We start from the raw sequence: 16,610 nt of genomic DNA, 5'->3' as shown, positions 1-16,610 counted from the left end.
AAGTCAGGGTCAAGTTTTTTAGCCACAAGGGGTATTCCAAATGGCGAAGTATATAGCTCAGCGATTGATAGTGATGTTCTTCATTCTTTTGGGAGTGTTGACCATCACCTTCGTTCTGAGCCGAGCTCTTCCGGGTTCCCCGGTAGAAATGATGCTGGGAAACCACCCCACGGTGGAGCAGATTGCCGTTGCACGGGAAAAACTAGGGTTGGATAAGCCTCTGCCGATCCAATACTTCAACTACGTCGGTGATCTTCTCCGAGGTGATTTTGGCACTAGTCTGCGCACCGGGCGGCCGGTGGTGGAGGAAGTGGTCAGGCGGGTTGGCGCGACTTTTGAACTGACATTCCTGGCGATGTTCTGGGTGGTGGTGCTGGGGGTGCCGATCGGTGTCATCTCAGCGGCGCGGCAGAACTCAGTGGTCGACAATGCGGCACGAGCGGGGTCCATCGCCGGGACGGCGTTTCCAGTTTTCATCCTGGCCATGGGCTTGCAGTTATTGTTCTACGGCAAGCTCAACTGGCTGCCCCTGCAAGGACGTATCGATGCTTCCATTCTTCTCGATAGCCCTTTTGAGCGTGTGACAGGCTTTTACCTGATCGACACTCTGCTGGCCGGTAATTTCGTAGCACTGTGGAGCGCCATCAAACACCTGACGCTACCCGTGCTCACCCTGGTCATCGTGACCTTGGCCACTGTCACCCGGATCACCCGCAACATGATGGTGGAGGTGCTATCCGAGGAGTACATCCGTACGGCCGTTTCTTACGGTGTACCCAAGTGGCGTATCCATTACGCCTATGCCCTGAAGGCAACAATGATTCCGCTCCTGACAGTGGTGGGCCTGACCTTCGGTTACCTGCTCGGTGGTGCGGTAGTGGTTGAGTTCGTTTTCGATTGGCCCGGCCTGGGCGGCTTCGTGGTGTTTTCGATTGCCCAGAATGATTTCCCCGCCGTGATGGGAGCCACCCTGGTGCTGGCCACGACGTATCTGTCGATCAACCTGATCGTTGATCTCTTGTATCACCTTGTTGATCCGAGGTTGCGAGTCCAATGAGTATCCAAGACGTATCCCTGTCCATGTCCTCGCGAGCCCCATCATGGCGTATCAAGGCCTTGGCGTTTACCAGCGATAACAAGTTGTTTGTATTCGGCGCGCTGTTATTGCTGCTGATCATCCTGGCGGCAGTCTTCGCCCCCTGGCTTGCACCTTATGAACCGAACAAAATTGTCTTTTCCCAGAAATTGCTGGCACCCAACTGGGCACACTGGATGGGCACCGACGAGTTTGGTCGCGACATTCTTTCACGGGTGCTTTATGGCGCACGCACCTCGCTGATCATCGGAGTGAGCGTGACTCTGATTGCGATGCTGATCGGGATTCCGATTGGGCTTGTTTCCGGTTACTTCGGTGGTCGAGTGGATACGCTGCTGATGCGTTTCTCAGATGTGTTTCTGGCCTTTCCGCCGCTGTTGTTGCCGATCGCTATCACTGCTGCGCTGGGATCGGGATTGGCCAACGCCATGTTAGCGCTCGCTGTCTCCTGGTTTCCCTGGTACGCGAGGATCATGCGCGGTGCGGTAGTACGGGTTCGTTCAGAAACCTATATCCATGCCGCCCGTTCCATGGGCGTCAGTCACTGCCGTATCTTGCTTCGCCATGTACTGCCCAATGCCACCACGCCTGTGATCGTGCAGGGCTCCATGGACTTTGGTTACACCATTCTCGCCGCTGCCTCGCTGAGCTTTATCGGGCTGGGGGCCAAGCCGCCCATGATCGAATGGGGGCTGATGGCCGCGGCGTCGCGCTCGCAGTTACTCGAGAATCCCTGGACGGTGCTGTTTCCCGGAGTGGCGATTTTTGTTCTGGTGCTGGCCGTCAACCTGGTAGGTGACGGGCTGCGCGATGTGCTTGATCCAAAGAAGGGGATGCGCTGATGATCGACGAATCCTTGCAGTATTCGACTATTGAGCGTCTCGCCGCTGCGAATAACGACGCAGCTCAAGACCTGGTGCTGGAAGTGGAAGGGCTGACGGTGTCTTTCCCTGGTTTGTTCAAGACCGTACAGGCCGTACGCGGCATCGACCTTAAGGTAAGGCGCGGCGAGATCCTCGGGTTGGTGGGTGAGTCGGGCTCGGGCAAGTCTATGACGGCCATGTCTTGCCTTGGATTGATGCCTGAGGCCGCTCGGCTGGAAGGCAGTGTCAGGGTCGCCGGACAGCAGGTCAACGGCGCCTCGGCATCGCAGCTGGCGGCTTTGCGTGGCGGTGGCGCGGCGATGATCTTCCAGAATCCGATGAAGGCGCTCAACCCGTTCTTCACCATCGGGCGGCAGATGTTCGACGTCATCGGCTGCCATCGGCAACTGAGTAAGGCACAAATCCGCGCCGAGGCGCTGAGCTCGCTGGAAGCGGTGAGCATGCCCGACCCCCCTCTGGCGCTAGCCAAGTACCCGCACCAGATGTCTGGCGGTCAGTTGCAGCGAGTGGTGATTGCCATGGCGCTGGCCTGTCGGCCGAAACTGCTGATCGCCGATGAGCCGACCACGGCGCTGGACGTCACCGTGCAGGCGCAGATCATCGCTCTGCTGCGCAAGCTGGCACGGGAGCAGGACCTGGCGATTCTGTTTATCACCCACAACCTAGGGGTAGTGGCTTCGCTCTGTGACCGGGTGGCGGTGATGTATGCCGGCGAAGTGGTGGAGAGCGGTCCGGTGGGCGAGGTGTTCAAGCGACCTGCACACCCCTACACCCTTAAGTTGATGGGCACCGTGCCCAAGTTGGGGCAGGGACCCCAAGCCCTGGGCTTCATCCCGGGGCAGGTGCCGAACATGGCGGCTCCCCCGGCTGGCTGTGCCTTCAACCCACGTTGTGAACGCGCCACCGGACGCTGTAATCACGCTGCGCCGAGGGTTGTCATCGGCAAGGAGCACTGGGCAGCTTGCCACAACATATTGGTCAAGGTGTGAGGCTTCTTTGAAAGGTAAACGGCTATGAATAACAACAAACAGCCCGCACTGTTGAGCGTCAATCAGTTGCACAAGACCTACGCCAGCAGCGATGGCCTGGTGACGGCCATTGACCACATCAGCCTGGAGGTGCAGGTCGGTGAGACGGTCGCGCTGGTGGGGGAATCCGGTTGTGGCAAAAGTACGGTGGCCGCGACCTTGCTCGGTCTGCTGCCAGCCGATAGTGGGCAAATTCTGGTCGAAGGTCGGCCGCTGCCCACTGATGCCAGGGCGCGGGGCAGGAGCTTGAGTATGGTGTTCCAGAACCCGTACGCCTCGCTGAACCCGAAAATGACGATCAAGGCGATTGTTGCCGAGCCGCTGAAGGTTGCCTTTGGTTTGCGCGGTAGCGCTTTGCACGCGCGCATTCTCACGCTGCTGGGAAATGTAGGGATGGGCGAGGAGCACATGGAACGCTATCCCCATGAATTCTCCGGTGGCCAGTTGCAGCGTATCGCTATCGCCCGGGCCCTGGCGCTGGAGTCAAAACTGCTGATCCTCGATGAGCCTACGGCGGCGCTCGACGTGTCGGTCCAGGCCCAGGTGCTGCAACTGCTCAAGACGCTGCAGACCGACAATGGCCTGAGCTACCTGTTCATTAGCCACGACCTTGCGACGGTCGAGTATCTGGCGCAGCAGGTGCTGGTGATGTACTTGGGGCGCATCGTCGAGGCCGGGCCTGTGGAACAGGTGTTCGGCCGACCGCGTCATCCCTACACTCGTGCGCTGCTCAATTCAGTGCCCTCCATCGACCCGGAGCGCCGTGACCAGTTGCAAATCCTGAGTGGCGAGATCCCCAGCCCCTTGAACCGGCCTGCCGGGTGCCACTTCGCGCCCCGTTGCCCGCGGGCCAGTGAGCGTTGTCGCCGAGAGGTGCCAGCCGAGACCCAGGATCACGGCCACCGCTTTTCTTGCCACCACCCTCTGAACGATGAGAGCTGAACCCCTATGTACAATAAAAAAGACATGACCGCTCCCGGCATTGGTTATCAGGACCTAAGTTTGATGCAGGGCTATCCGCCGCCCCGGGAAAAGCAAGTCGGCCTGCATAATTGGGACAGTCCGCCCTATAACCGCTGGTCGTTCCAGCACATCAGCCAGTTGTTTCCGGTGGCCGCTATTCATCGCAGTCCCGGGCCGGTCACCGAACTCGAGCGCAACGAACGCTCACTGGACGACGTACGTTTCCAGCGGATCGACGGCGGACAAACCGATCTGGCGACCTTCTTGACCGATAGCTACACCGATGGTTTTTTGGTGCTTCATCAAGGCAAGGTGGTTTCGGAGCAGTATTTCAACGGTATGCAGCCGCACACGTTGCATCTGTTGCAATCGGTATCCAAGACCGTCGTCGGTAGCCTGGTCGGCAGATTGATCGGCCAGGGCAGAATCGATCCCCAAGCGCGTGTCAGCGAATATGTGCCCGAGCTTTCGGCAAGCGGTTATGGCGACGCTCGGGTACAGGATCTTCTGGATATGCGCACGGGAGTGAGATTCAGGGAGGACTACACCGATCCTGATGCTGAATTCATCCAGTTGGATATCGCCTCGGGTTGGCGTGAACGGGGAGAGCGGGAGTCACCTGACAGCATTTATGGTTTGTTGAAGTCGCTGAGTAAAGACCGTGAACATGGCCAGTTCTTTGAGTATCGCTCAGTGGATACCGACATGTTGGCCTGGGTCTGTGAGCGGGCCTGCGGCGAACGGCTCCCCGTTTTACTGAGCCGGGAAATCTGGTCAAGACTGGGGGCAGAACAAGACGCGAATATCACCCTCGATTGCGTTGGAACTGCATTGGCCGATGGCGGGATGAGCGCCACGCTGCGTGATCTGGCGCGCTTTGCCCAGATGTATCTGCAGGGGGGACATTTCAACGGCCAACAGATTGTTCCAGAGGAGTTTGTGCGTGCATGCGGCCGTGGTTCCACACCGGCTTTTGAAGTCCTCTATGGCTTCTATGTCAAACACTTTCCTGACGCCGCCTATAGCAATCAGTGCTGGGTGCTGGACAGTGAACTAGGTACCTACTCGGCGCGCGGAGTATTTGGGCAGAGTATCTATTGGGATCCGGCCTCTGAAGTGGCAATCGTAAAACTTTCCAGTTGGCCGGACTTTATCAATCCAGAGTGGACGTTGAATACCTTCCGAGCCTGTGCGGCAGTAGTTGAAGAACTGCAACGCAGCTGACGCGGGAGTATGAATGACCGCGGCTTGTCAGACACCTCCCAGCCTTAATGAAGAGGTGCCATATACAGGCTCTGCATAGCTACACCCAGACCCTGCAGGCCGCCGGCGGCTGACCCTCCCGGCCCGCACCTGGACGCTGTTAACAGCCTTCGTCCTGGCGGGCCTTACCCCTTTTATCCAGACCGCGCTTTTGCCGTGGCCGGGATAGCTGTTGCCAAAAATAAGACCTAGAGAAGAGACGGAGCGACCATGAACTTGAATACAACCCGGGCCTTGCGCTCATTGACCCCACTGGCGCTATTGGGCGCCCTTTCCAGCCCTGCGATGGCGATCCAGGTTACCGATAACCTTGATCTCGGTGGTGCCGTCCGGGCGCGTTGGGACTATGACCCGGATCGCGACATCCAGACGTTCAACTTCGACACCGCGATCCTCAGCGCCAAGTACAACTCCGACACCTGGATTGGCGAAGCCAAGTACCGTTTCTACGGTCGAGCCTACCCTTACAAGTACACAAATAATGTCGGTGACGTCCAGTTCGCCGAGTTGGCGTGGATCGGCTACAAGTTCAACCCCGACCAGCAGGTCCAGGTCGGCCTGAACCAGCTGCCGTTCGGTTTGCAGCCGTACTTCGGCAGCACGTTCTATCAAACCCTGGGCAGCGTCATAGGACTGGAAGACATCGAAGAAGTCGGTGCCAAGTACATCCAGCAAAGCGGCGACTGGAATGTTCAGGCCGGTTATTACCTGCGCCCGGCCTGGCAGGGCAAAGGCACCAGCAACGGTGAAACCTACTCCACCGTGGTCTCCGAAGCGGACAGCTATGTCACCGACGGCAGTAACAACCAGGAACGCAACACAGTGGTCCTGCGGGTGGCCAAGGCGCTGGACCTGGGGCCGTGGAAGTCCGAAGTCGGGATCTCCGGCCTGACCTCGTCCCTGGAGAACCGCGACACCAACAACGATGGCCGGCGCAATGCCATGGCGGTGCACTACATCGGCAAAAACGGTCCGTGGGGCGTGCAACTACAAGCCGCGCGACAGCAGATGTCCCCGCGCAACCCCGGCACCGATGAACTGGTGACTTTCGGCGGTTACGACGGCACCTTCAACGTCGCCAGTCGCGGCAACTTGTACGTGGCGGATGTGAGCTACGACGTCAGCGGCAAGTACCTGTTCGATCAGATCAGCGGTGTGAAGCTGTACGCCAACTACAGCGCCTTCGATAAATCCGCCGACGATTTCAAAACCTCGCAACGGATGATTTTCGGCACCTCGTTCTCCCTCAGCAAACTGTGGATCGCCACGGAATGGTTGTACGGCAAGAATGATCCGGTCATCGGTGGCGGCAGCCTCACCCAGAGTCTGGGGGCTGGAGGTAGTAACCAGTGGGAAAACCAGTTGTACATGAACATCGGGTATTACTTCTGATCCGGATTTTTTGGCAACAGCCCTAACGTCCTTTTCGCGAGCGGGCTCGCTCCCACAGGTTTAGCGCATAACCTGTGGGAGCGAGCCCGCTCGCGAATACCCCAAACAACACTTGCATCAGCCCCTGCCAGAGGCGTCAGATAGACCGGCATCGCAGCTTCAGCCAAGCGGCGCTGGGTCTGAACGTTACCCAAGACGCGGTCAGCCGTCAGATCAAGCAGCTCGAAGACTACCTCAGTGAGCCCTGTTCATTCGCACGCCTCGCTGTCGCCCGGGCCTGGCGCTGAAGTCAAAACTGCTGATCCTCGATGAGCCTACGGCGGCGCTCGACGTGTCGGTCCAGGCCAAAGTGCTGCAATTGCCCAAGGCGCTGCAGACCGACAAGCGATCCGTCCCTGAACACCCGCGCCGTGCGTGAGTACCTTGAGGCACTCAGTAAAGAGGCTCTGGCCGAAACGCTACCGAAGCGCCTATCGCTGACTGATCTGGACCGCTGCTCCATGAGGCCCTGCGTTTTTCGCCTGTTCCGCGAACTATCTGATCGATACCGAGCACGACGTCATCGTGGATGCGGGCGGACAGCGTAGCGGCAGATCTGGTCGTATCTTGTCTTCCCGTCACTCTTAATCCCTCAGCACAACGTTTACACTTAACTGCTCCGCACCCTCGAAGGAATCTCCCCGGTGAACGTCAACGACGCCAGTTTCGAAGAACTGCTCAACGCTTTGCATGACGGCGTCTACATCACTGATGGCGACGGCAAGACGCTGAAGGTCAATCAAGCCTATGAGCGCCAGACCGGGCTCAGTGGTGCTGATCTCATCGGCCGATCCATGCAGGAGCTGGTGAAGGAGGGCGTTCTTTCGCAATCGGCCACACTGCGTGTATTGCATGAAGGTCGGCCGGTGTCGGTGATGCAGAGCCTGAGTCAGGGCAAGAAATTGTTAGTCAGCGCCACGCCGATTCTCGACGCTGAAAACCGGATTTCATATGTTGTCAGTACCGTACGCGACATGACTGAACTGCTGCGCATGAAACACGAGCGCGATGAGTTGCAACAGCTTAAACAACTGCGCAACAGCACCGCCAAACTTCATGCTGGTCAACGAGACAGCCTCCTGCGTTCTCCGCTTATGGCCGATCAGGAGGTTTCAGGCCGCGTCTTCTCGCTGGCCCGGCAGGTTGCCAGTAGCTCGGTGAAGGTTCTGCTTCAGGGAGAAACCGGTGTCGGAAAAACCCTCGTGGCGCAATTCATCCACAACGCCAGTCCGCGTGCCAGTGAACCATTTCTCGCGCTCAACTGCGGTGCACTGCCCGAGAATTTGATTGAAGCCGAGCTGTTTGGCTATGCGCCTGGAGCGTTCACAGGCGCAGGCCCCAAAGGCAAGCGTGGCCTGTTGGAATTGGCGCATCATGGAACATTGTTTCTCGACGAAATTGGTGATTTGCCACTGCCGGTGCAGGTCAAGTTACTCAAGGTGATCGAAGAAAATCGCTTCATTCCGGTCGGTGGCCTGGAGTTGAAGGAGGTCGACGTGCGCATCATTAGTGCCACCCACCACGACCTCAAGCGTCTGGTGGCAGAAGGTCGTTTTCGGGCTGATCTGTATTACCGGCTCAACGTGGTGCCGATCAACATTCCAGCACTGCGCGAGCGTCGTGAGGAGATTTTGCCGCTTCTGCATTACTACCTCGATAGATTCAATGTCCGTTATGAACGCCAGGTTCAATGGAGTCTCGAAGCCCTCGATCTGATGAGCGACTACGCCTGGCCCGGCAACATCCGCGAGTTGATCAACATCGTCGAACGGCTGGTGGTGACCAATCAGACCGGGACTATTGAGGCACTGGACATGCCTGAGGAGATCCTCGACCTCAACCCGCTGAATACCGATGACAGCCGCTTACCGCTGCGCAAGATATTGGAAAACGCCGAGCGCAGTGCGATTCGTGCCGCGCTGCGTGTGCACAAGACCACGCGCCTGGCGGCCAAGGCGTTGGGCGTGAGTCAGGCGACCGTGGTGCAGAAGATGAAACGCTGGGAACATTCTGATTAGGATTCTAATCAGCCCCGAATAAATCGATCAGAAAACTAATCGGGACTGACCGGTAAAAACCCTCTTATTTTCGTGTGAACTGCGTAAAGGCCCATGCCGCAGGGCTTTGCGGGTATTGGCACGTCTTTCGCTATCTCATATGGCACGTCTTCCAATAAAACAACATCCACTGGACGAGCACTATGAACATCTCTGCTTTTAAAATCGCGAACAAATTGATCACTGGGCAAGGCGCTATCGAGCAGCTTTCGGCTGAACTGACCCGCCTCAATGTCAAAAACCCGCTGATCGTGACAGACGCCGTTCTGGTCCAGTCCGGCACTGTGGACTTGGCGCTGGCACAGTTGGGTGGCCGCTGTTACGGCATTTTCGATCAGGTCAAACCGGAGCCTGAAATTGCCATTGTTGAGGACTGTACCCGCACCTATCGCGAGGGCAGTCACGACGGGTTGATTGCTGTGGGGGGCGGCAGTGCAATCGACATCGCCAAAGGCGTCGCAGCGTTTGCCGGACATGAAGGCCCGCTGGCCGAACTGTTCGGTGTCGATCAGGTGAAACGCAAAGGCCCCGTGCTGATTGCCATTCCGACGACCGCTGGTACCGGTTCGGAAGTGACCAACGTGGCCATCTTTTCTGATAAGCAAGCGAAGCTGAAGAAAGGCATTGTCAGCGACTACCTGCTGCCTGACGTAGCGTTGGTCAGCCCGATCATGACCCTGACTTGTCCACGCAGTGTGACGGCGGCCAGCGGTGTCGACGCGCTGGTGCATGCGGTCGAGTCCTATCTTTCGGTGAATGCTTCGCCCATCACTGATGCCATTGCGCTGGGTGCGATCAAGCTGATCGCCAAGGCGCTGCCCAAGACTTATGCCAATCCGTCCAACCTCCAAGCCCGGGAAGACATGGCCACCGCCAGCCTGATGGCCGGCATGGCCTTCGGTAACGCCGGGGTAGGCGCAGTGCATGCGCTGGCGTACCCATTGGGCGGCCGGTTCAACATCGCCCATGGTGTCAGCAATGCCTTGCTGCTGCCGTACGTGATGGAGTGGAACAAGATGGCCTGCGTCGAGCGCTTCCGTGACATTGCCGAAGCCATGGGCGTGCGTGTCGCCGACCTGAACGACAAGGATGCGGCGGATCAGGCTGTCAAAGCCATGGCGGATCTATGTGCCGCGGTGGATATCCCAACCGGTATGCGCAGTTTCAACGTGCCTGAGGATGCCATCCCGGCGATGGCCGAAGAGGCCAGTAAGATCGACCGCTTGATGCGCAACAACCCGCGCAAGTTGACCGCCACCGATATTGAGAAAATCTACCGCGCAGCCTACTGATCCCGAAAAGCCGCGACGCCCCAGCCTGCCGGTTCGGGCGTCTGCCATTACAAGACCAATAAAACAGGTGCACTCAATGTCCAACACTACTGCGCAACGGAGCGAAAGCCCGTACATCCCGCTGGGTCCTTTCAAGGTTCGGTTGCCGTTTGTTCACTACAAAATCGAGCTTCCGGACTACCTTCAAGGCTTGCTGATGTGTGCCGTGGATCTGGCTGCCATTCCGCTGATGACCGAACTGCTCGGCATGCCATTTGAGGTCGCACTGGCCGTCGTGATGCTCAACGGCTTGCTTTACCTCGTGCACCATTTGCTCGGTGACCCGACCGTACCTGGCTGGATCACCCCGGCGGTACCCCTGTTGATGGCTTACTGTGCTCAATTTCCAGTGGGCCCGGAGCGTGTCCACGCCTTGATTGCCTTCCAGTTGATGTTGGGGTTTTTTTCAATTGCCCTAGGGGCGACCGGGATGGCGAAGAAGGTTGTGGAATATGTTCCCTCGGCGATCAAGTCAGGGATTATCGTCGGTGCCGGCTTGAGTGCTGTGATCGCGGTGTTCCAGGTTGGCGGTAAATTCAATGTGCTGCCCTGGACCGTTTCCATTGCGGTCGGCATCGCCTTCTATCTGATCTTCTCCCAGCACTTCAACGAACTGAAGCAGCGCAACCGCTTCTGGTGGAACTTCGCCAAGCTCGGCATCTTGCCGATCATTCTGTTGGCAGTGGTGATTGCGCCGCTGTTCGGTGAGGCGCCATGGCCAACCATTCAGTGGGGCATCAGCAAACCGGATTTCGCCGGGCTGTGGAGCAACTACACCGTGTTCGGTCTGGGCATGCCGCCACTGTCGATGTTCATCTCCGCGCTGCCGACCATGCTGGCGGTGTACATCATTGTCTTCGGCGATGTGCTCAGTGCGAAATCGCTCCTCGATGAGGCAGAAACTGTCCGCACTGATGAAGTCGTCGACTACAACGCCGATCGCTCTCACCTGATCTTCGGCGCGCGTAATGCGTTCATGAGTATCTTTGGCCCGGATGTCGCCATGTGCGGCCCAAAATGGGCGGCGATGCTGGTGGTGGTGATCGAGCGTTTTAAAGGTGGGCCGAAGGCGATGAAATCGATCATCGGCGGTGTCGGGTCGTTCCGTTGGGGGACCAACACCGGTCTGCTGTTGTTGCCGGTAGTGACTCTGGTACAGCCGATTCTCGGTGTTGCCCTGTCGCTGACGTTGCTGATCCAGGGTTATGTGAGTGTGCGTCTGGGCATCCTTGAAGCTCGTAGCCAGCGCGACTTGGGTATCGCGGGCGTGATCGGCGCGGTACTGGCGATCAAGGGTGCGAGCTGGGCATTCGGGATTGGCGTTGTGTTGTGTTTGCTGATCTACGGCAAAAACTTCTTCAAAGGTGAGGTGGATGGGACATTTACCAAGGATCTGAAGGCGGCGGATACCAAGCCGGCCAAAGGTGCTGAGTCGCCCAAGACTACTAAAAAGGTAGCAGAAGAGGCTATGGCTGACTGACAGGCCTGAGTCGCTCAATCTGACACTATTGCGGTGAGCTTCCTCCCACAGGTTTTGTATTGATCACATCATCTGTGATCAACACTCATCCATTTGTGGGAGGAGCCACGGGCTAACTCCAGCCACGCCCCACGAAAGAAAGTTCGCCTTGCCTTCGCCATGCGAGCGATACCTTCCAGGTTAGCGATGGTGGTCGGGTTGCTGCGATCGTGAAGCTGTTAGCGTCAAGTGTGTCGCAGAATATGCGGGGAGGAGGGTACCTCCGACAATTCGCAGTCGTACTTCCACCGAGACGAATAGACAGATACAAGCTGTCGTCTCTATGCTGGCAGCGACTTTACAAAAACAATCAAAAAAAGCCATGAATCGTACTGCTTACTTCTGCTTGCTGCGCAACTGGCTCGCCCGGCCGCACGGCAGCCTGGTGGCACGCTATACCTTGCTGTCCGTCTTTGTGATGAGCATCGCCCTCATTATGCTGGCAGTGCTCTATGAGCAATTGGCCAAAGATTTGCTCAATCGCTTGACTGGTGAACGTCTGGACGCCCAGGCCTTGTCCACAGCGAACCGCTTGTCTTCATTTCTCGATGATCGCTTTTACCAGGTCTCGGCATTGTCCAATCACCCGAACATGCCGGGGTTTATTGCCGATCAGTCCGCCCCCGGCAGTGACGTGGAGTCTTTGCTCAAGATCGAAGCGGATTTTCCGTTTCTGTATGGCGTGTTGTTTTTCGATGAACAGGATCATTTGGTCAACGTGCTGCCGGGGCAAGCCGCCTCTGGTGAGCCCTATTGGGCCAACACTCATTGGTCTATCGCCGGACTGCCGATCCAGTGGGTCGGTGATATCGAAGTGATCGGGCCATTGCTGGCCGAACCCGGGCGCTCGGGTGGCTTCTTGATCCGCAAGACCATCCGCAATGGTCGCACCGATCACCGCGTGCGCATCGCCTTGCACCTGCGCCTTGCATCGCTCACCGAGTTGCTCGTCAGTGCCGGGATGAGCGGGGTGGTTGCGCCGCTGCTGCGGGTGCCAGGCGGTGCCTTTATCGACCCCACCGGGCGCGCGGTCGAGGCGCCGAATCAGTGGCGTGACGGCCCCCAGATAATTCCCGGTTGGCAACTGGTGTTCAGAGTGCAGCCTGGGGCCATCCTTAAGCCGTTGAACGATGCACGCTGGTGGTTGTACTGGATAGCTGCTGGTTTTATCGTGTTTATCCTCATAGTGTTTTTTACTCTGTCCCGACAGTTGCGCTCGCGGGTCAGCACCTTGTTACAGGGCGCTCATCAGTTGTCCATGGGCGACCTCAGTTATCGCCTGGCTGAACAGCCCCGTGACGACGAAATCAACCATGTAGCGCGGGCGTTCAATGTAATGGCCGCGCGCTTGGCGGATGTGTTGGAAAACACTGTGCGGACAGAAAATCTCGCGGTACTGGGGGCCTTTGCCACGGGCGTGGCCCATGAGGTACGCAATCCCCTGACAACCATGAAAACTACAGTGCAAGCCTTGCTGCGCCGAGAAGAAGAGCCCGAGCGACGCCACTTGCTGATCGACCTGGGCAAGGAAATCGACCGCTTATCCCATGTCACCAGCGATCTGTTGGAATATGGGAGGCCTCATCCGGCTCAACCCGAGGTGGTTGCCGTCGCGTCGTTATTCGAGCAGATCGTCCGGCTGGCAGGGCCGGACGACCCGCAATTGCTGTGCGAAACAGAACCAGGCTTGCAGCTTTACGTCGACCCGGACCAGATCCGGCAGATCCTGGTCAACCTTTGTTTGAATGCCTTCCAGGCCTGCGACAACCAGAGCCCCGTGCGCCTGTGCGCCCAAGTATGGGGTGGGCAGGTGCGAGTCATGGTCATTGATCAGGGATGCGGTATTTCCGAGGCGGACTTGCAGCGCATCCGCCAACCGTTTTTTACCTCCAAGGCGCGGGGTACCGGGCTGGGGCTAAGCATCAGTCAGCAACTGCTGGATGCCAACGGTGCGCGCATGGACATTATCAGTACGCTTGGCGTAGGGACTCAGGTGATCCTGGACTTCCCCGCGCCCCCAGGGAACGAGGCGAAGTAAACCACCGATGTCGGACATTCACGTTTTGATAGTAGATGACGAAGAGGCGCTGGTGCGCTCCCTCAGCTATGCCCTGCGCGGTGAAGGAATGCGCATCAGCACGGCCGGCAGTGGTGAGGCGGCGCTGGAGTTGTTGGCGGGGGAGACCACCGGCATCGATATCGTGCTGCTTGACCTCGGCTTACCGGGCATCGATGGCATGGCTACGTTGGACGGTATACGCCAGCTTCACGCACGACTGCCGGTGATCATGATTTCCGCTCACGGTGACACCCGCGCCGCCGTACAGGCAGTGAAAAGCGGCGCCACTGACTACCTTACAAAACCTTTTGAACTCGACGACCTGCTGGCGACCATCACCAGCACCTTGTCATTGGCCAGATGCGAAGAGCCCGCAGTGGCGGTGAGTGATGAACTGGCCGCTGGCCTGCTCGGTCATAGCCCGGCGATGAGCACCTTGCACGCAGCGGTGGGGCGCATTGCCCGTAGTTCCGCAACGCGGATTTTGTTGCTTGGAGAATCCGGCACAGGAAAGACTTTGGTCGCCCAAGCCCTGCACAACCATAGCGGGCGGGGCGGGCAACCGTTTATCGAGGTCAACTGTGCGGCATTGCCGGAGCAGTTGATCGAGGCAGAGTTGTTTGGTTCGGAAAAAGGCGCGTATACCGGCGCTCACCAAAAGCGTGCCGGGCTGGTCAGTCAGGCAAATGGCGGCACGCTGTTTCTCGATGAGATCGGCGAATTGCCGCTGGCGCTTCAAGCCAAGCTCCTGCATTTTCTTGAGAACGGCAGCTACCGAGCCGTGGGCGCCAGTGCCGCGAGTAGCGCGGATGTGCGGGTGGTGGCGGCAACCAATCGGGATCTGGCCGATGACGTGCAATCGGGACGGTTTCGTGAGGACCTGTTCTATCGCCTGAACGTGATCACACTGGATATTCCTTCACTGCGCGAGCGCGGTGAAGACGTGCTGTTGCTGGCCCAGCATTTCGCTCGGCGCCAGGCTGTAGAGGAAGGGGTCGAACCGATCCGCTTCCTGCCGGACAGCGCCCAGGCATTGGTCCGTCACCGCTGGCCGGGGAATGTGCGCGAGCTCAAAAACCTGGTAGAGCGCTTGACCATACTGTCACCGGGGCAGGCGATCAGCGTGGCGATGTTGCCTTCAGCATTGCAAGGCCTGCAGATCGAGCCACTGGTACTGGGCGAGCAGCTCGAGCTCGCCGAGCGTGATCTGGTCACCGATGCTCTAAGCCGCGCATCGGGCCATAAGGGCCTGGCAGCAAGCCTGTTGGGGATTTCCCGGCACGCGCTCAAGCGCCGTCTGCATCGCCTGGGACTGGATCGCTCGACCGAGCGGTAGCCGCTCAACAATGCGCGCAGGTTGAGCGCCAGGCGCTCAATGCAATCGTCGCAAATCTCAGTAGCCGCTGCCGAGGCAAGTGGCTGCGATCAATTTCAAGCGCGCTCACCCCGGGCGCCCAGGTATGCCTGGCAGATTGCATTTCCAGGCTGGCGGCCGCTATGCGTCCGATCACAGCCACTTGCCTCGGCAACGGCTACAAGCGTTTCAGCAGTTCTGGCACACCCTTTGCTCTATCCCTCTGGCGAACTAACAAGAGGCGTTGCCAACGCCCTAAAGGATACTTATGTCTCTGCCACGTCCATGGTTTTATTGCTCGCTCACAATGTGCAGTCTTTTGCTGAGCGTTGTTGCCTCGGCTCAAGTCGGCCGCGTGGAGTTGGGCGCGGCCGCCTCTCAGGCAGACCTGACGATGGGCTGCCTTTACCCGATGACCGAGCGCGCAGCGATCTACGGCCAGGACAGCATCGCCGGCATCCAGATTGCCCTAGGCGAGTTGCAGGCGCAGCGTGAGGCCGGCCAGCAAGTGCCACGACTGCGCGTGATCATCGATGACGATCAGTCCAAGGCTTCCTATGGCGTAGGCCTGGCGAAAAACTTCATCCATCAGGACGGTGTGCAAGTGCTGTGCGGTATGGTCTCGTCCGGCGTGGGGCTGGCGGTCAGTCAGTTGGCCAAGCGCGAGAAAGTACTGATGATCGGCACCGACCATGCGTCCTCGCGCATGACCCTGGAAAACGGCCACCCGTACTATTTCCGCGTCACCAATGACACTTGGACCTCGATGGCCGCCGGTGCCCGCTACCTGCAAGCCCTGCAACAACAAACCGGATGGAAGCGCCTGGCGTTCATAGGTCCGGATTACGAATACGGCCACGTGTCCCGCGATGACTTGCACGAGGCCTTTGCCCAACTGGGTGTCAAGTTCGAAGACGTCACCGAACTCTGGCCACGCCTGTATGAGCCTGACTACTCCGCCTATATCGCCGCTCTGGAACAAGCTAAACCCGACATCATTGTCTCGGCCCTGTGGGGCGGTGACTTCCAGGCCTTCGTCAAGCAGGCAGCAAGCACCCGGTTGTTCGCCACCTCGCGCCTCGCCAACTTCGACACCGGTGGTAACTACGATTTCCTGGTGTCCCTGGGCGACCAGGCCCTTCCGGGGCTGATCCTCTCGGCACGGCACCATAACAACTGGCCGGATACGCCGCGCAATCGTTTCTTTGTCGAGCGCTTCCAGGCCATCAACGGTCGCTACCCGACCTACGCCGCCGAAGGTGCCTACACCGGTGTCATGGTGTTAGCCAAAGCCTATGAAAAAGCGCTGGGCAGCACCGACTCCCAGGAGTTGATACGTGCCTTGGAAGGCTTGGAAATTGCCTTGCCAGAAGATCCGCCCGGGTTCGTCTCAAGGATCGATCCGCAAACCCACCAGATTCAGCAGACCCAGGCAATCGGCACTCCGGTGCTCAATAACGATTACCCGCCCGCCAAGGTGATGCTGGGTAATTGGGTGGTGTATTCCGCCCAGGAACTGCAGCAGAACAGCGCAACCATCAAGCGTCGAATGAGCGCTGAAAGCCCTAACTCGAAAAAGAGTCGTCCCGAGAGTCCCTAGTCAATTCATCAATCGAAAGTGGAAG

At 58.3% G+C, this 16,610-nt stretch carries 12 protein-coding genes and 2 pseudogenes; all 14 read left to right on the top strand.

Annotated elements, in window-relative coordinates; translation table 11 throughout:
* Nucleotides 1-40: 40 nt before the first annotated feature.
* Nucleotides 41-1,057: an ABC transporter permease gene (locus tag WHX55_RS16380; RefSeq protein ID WP_223549251.1), complete on the top strand. Its 1,017-nt coding sequence runs from the start codon at nt 41-43 to the stop codon at nt 1,055-1,057.
* Nucleotides 1,054-1,938, top strand: coding sequence for an ABC transporter permease (locus WHX55_RS16375; protein WP_353740815.1), 885 nt, complete (start codon nt 1,054-1,056; stop codon nt 1,936-1,938). The genes WHX55_RS16380 and WHX55_RS16375 overlap by 4 nt, the downstream gene beginning before the upstream one ends.
* Nucleotides 1,938-2,969, top strand: a complete 1,032-nt coding sequence (locus WHX55_RS16370) for an ABC transporter ATP-binding protein (RefSeq protein WP_353740814.1) — start codon at nt 1,938-1,940, stop codon at nt 2,967-2,969. Before WHX55_RS16375 ends, WHX55_RS16370 begins: the two co-directional genes overlap by 1 nt.
* Before the next feature lie 24 nt (nt 2,970-2,993).
* Nucleotides 2,994-3,950 carry an oligopeptide/dipeptide ABC transporter ATP-binding protein gene (locus tag WHX55_RS16365; protein ID WP_353740813.1) on the top strand — a complete coding sequence of 319 codons (957 nt, stop codon included), beginning with the start codon at nt 2,994-2,996 and terminating at the stop codon, nt 3,948-3,950.
* A gap of 6 nt (nt 3,951-3,956) precedes the next feature.
* Nucleotides 3,957-5,195 (top strand): serine hydrolase, encoded by a 1,239-nt coding sequence (locus tag WHX55_RS16360; RefSeq protein ID WP_353740812.1) that lies wholly within the window; start codon nt 3,957-3,959, stop codon nt 5,193-5,195.
* A gap of 249 nt (nt 5,196-5,444) precedes the next feature.
* Nucleotides 5,445-6,626, top strand: coding sequence for a hypothetical protein (locus WHX55_RS16355; protein WP_150658880.1), 1,182 nt, complete (start codon nt 5,445-5,447; stop codon nt 6,624-6,626).
* 116 nt (nt 6,627-6,742) lie between these two features.
* Nucleotides 6,743-6,891 (top strand): annotated as a pseudogene (locus WHX55_RS16350) (LysR family transcriptional regulator); the annotation flags it as partial.
* A gap of 108 nt (nt 6,892-6,999) precedes the next feature.
* Nucleotides 7,000-7,196 (top strand): annotated as a pseudogene (locus WHX55_RS16345) (IS5/IS1182 family transposase); the annotation flags it as partial.
* A 113-nt stretch (nt 7,197-7,309) separates the two neighbouring features.
* Nucleotides 7,310-8,683, top strand: a complete 1,374-nt coding sequence (locus WHX55_RS16340; RefSeq protein WP_056723387.1) for a sigma 54-interacting transcriptional regulator — start codon at nt 7,310-7,312, stop codon at nt 8,681-8,683.
* Between the two features lie 182 nt (nt 8,684-8,865).
* On the top strand, nt 8,866-10,014 hold the full coding sequence (locus WHX55_RS16335; RefSeq protein WP_056723386.1) for an iron-containing alcohol dehydrogenase: 1,149 nt from the start codon (nt 8,866-8,868) through the stop codon (nt 10,012-10,014).
* A gap of 76 nt (nt 10,015-10,090) precedes the next feature.
* The gene (locus WHX55_RS16330) at nt 10,091-11,533 is read left to right on the top strand and encodes a hypothetical protein (protein ID WP_353740811.1); all 1,443 of its coding nucleotides are present in this window, start codon (nt 10,091-10,093) and stop codon (nt 11,531-11,533) included.
* A 361-nt stretch (nt 11,534-11,894) separates the two neighbouring features.
* A complete protein-coding gene (locus WHX55_RS16325; protein ID WP_353740810.1) occupies nt 11,895-13,610 on the top strand; it encodes an ATP-binding protein in 1,716 nt (571 codons plus the stop codon).
* Between the two features lie 52 nt (nt 13,611-13,662).
* Nucleotides 13,663-14,967 carry a sigma-54 dependent transcriptional regulator gene (locus tag WHX55_RS16320; protein WP_353740809.1) on the top strand — a complete coding sequence of 435 codons (1,305 nt, stop codon included), beginning with the start codon at nt 13,663-13,665 and terminating at the stop codon, nt 14,965-14,967.
* A gap of 337 nt (nt 14,968-15,304) precedes the next feature.
* On the top strand, nt 15,305-16,585 hold the full coding sequence (locus WHX55_RS16315) for an ABC transporter substrate-binding protein (RefSeq protein ID WP_353740808.1): 1,281 nt from the start codon (nt 15,305-15,307) through the stop codon (nt 16,583-16,585).
* Nucleotides 16,586-16,610 lie beyond the last annotated feature (25 nt).

It is taken from the genome of Pseudomonas fluorescens (assembly GCF_040448305.1).
Taxonomy (GTDB): domain Bacteria; phylum Pseudomonadota; class Gammaproteobacteria; order Pseudomonadales; family Pseudomonadaceae; genus Aquipseudomonas; species Aquipseudomonas fluorescens_BH.
Note: the sequence above shows the minus strand (reverse complement) of the source record. Positions and strands in the feature narration are given on the sequence as shown.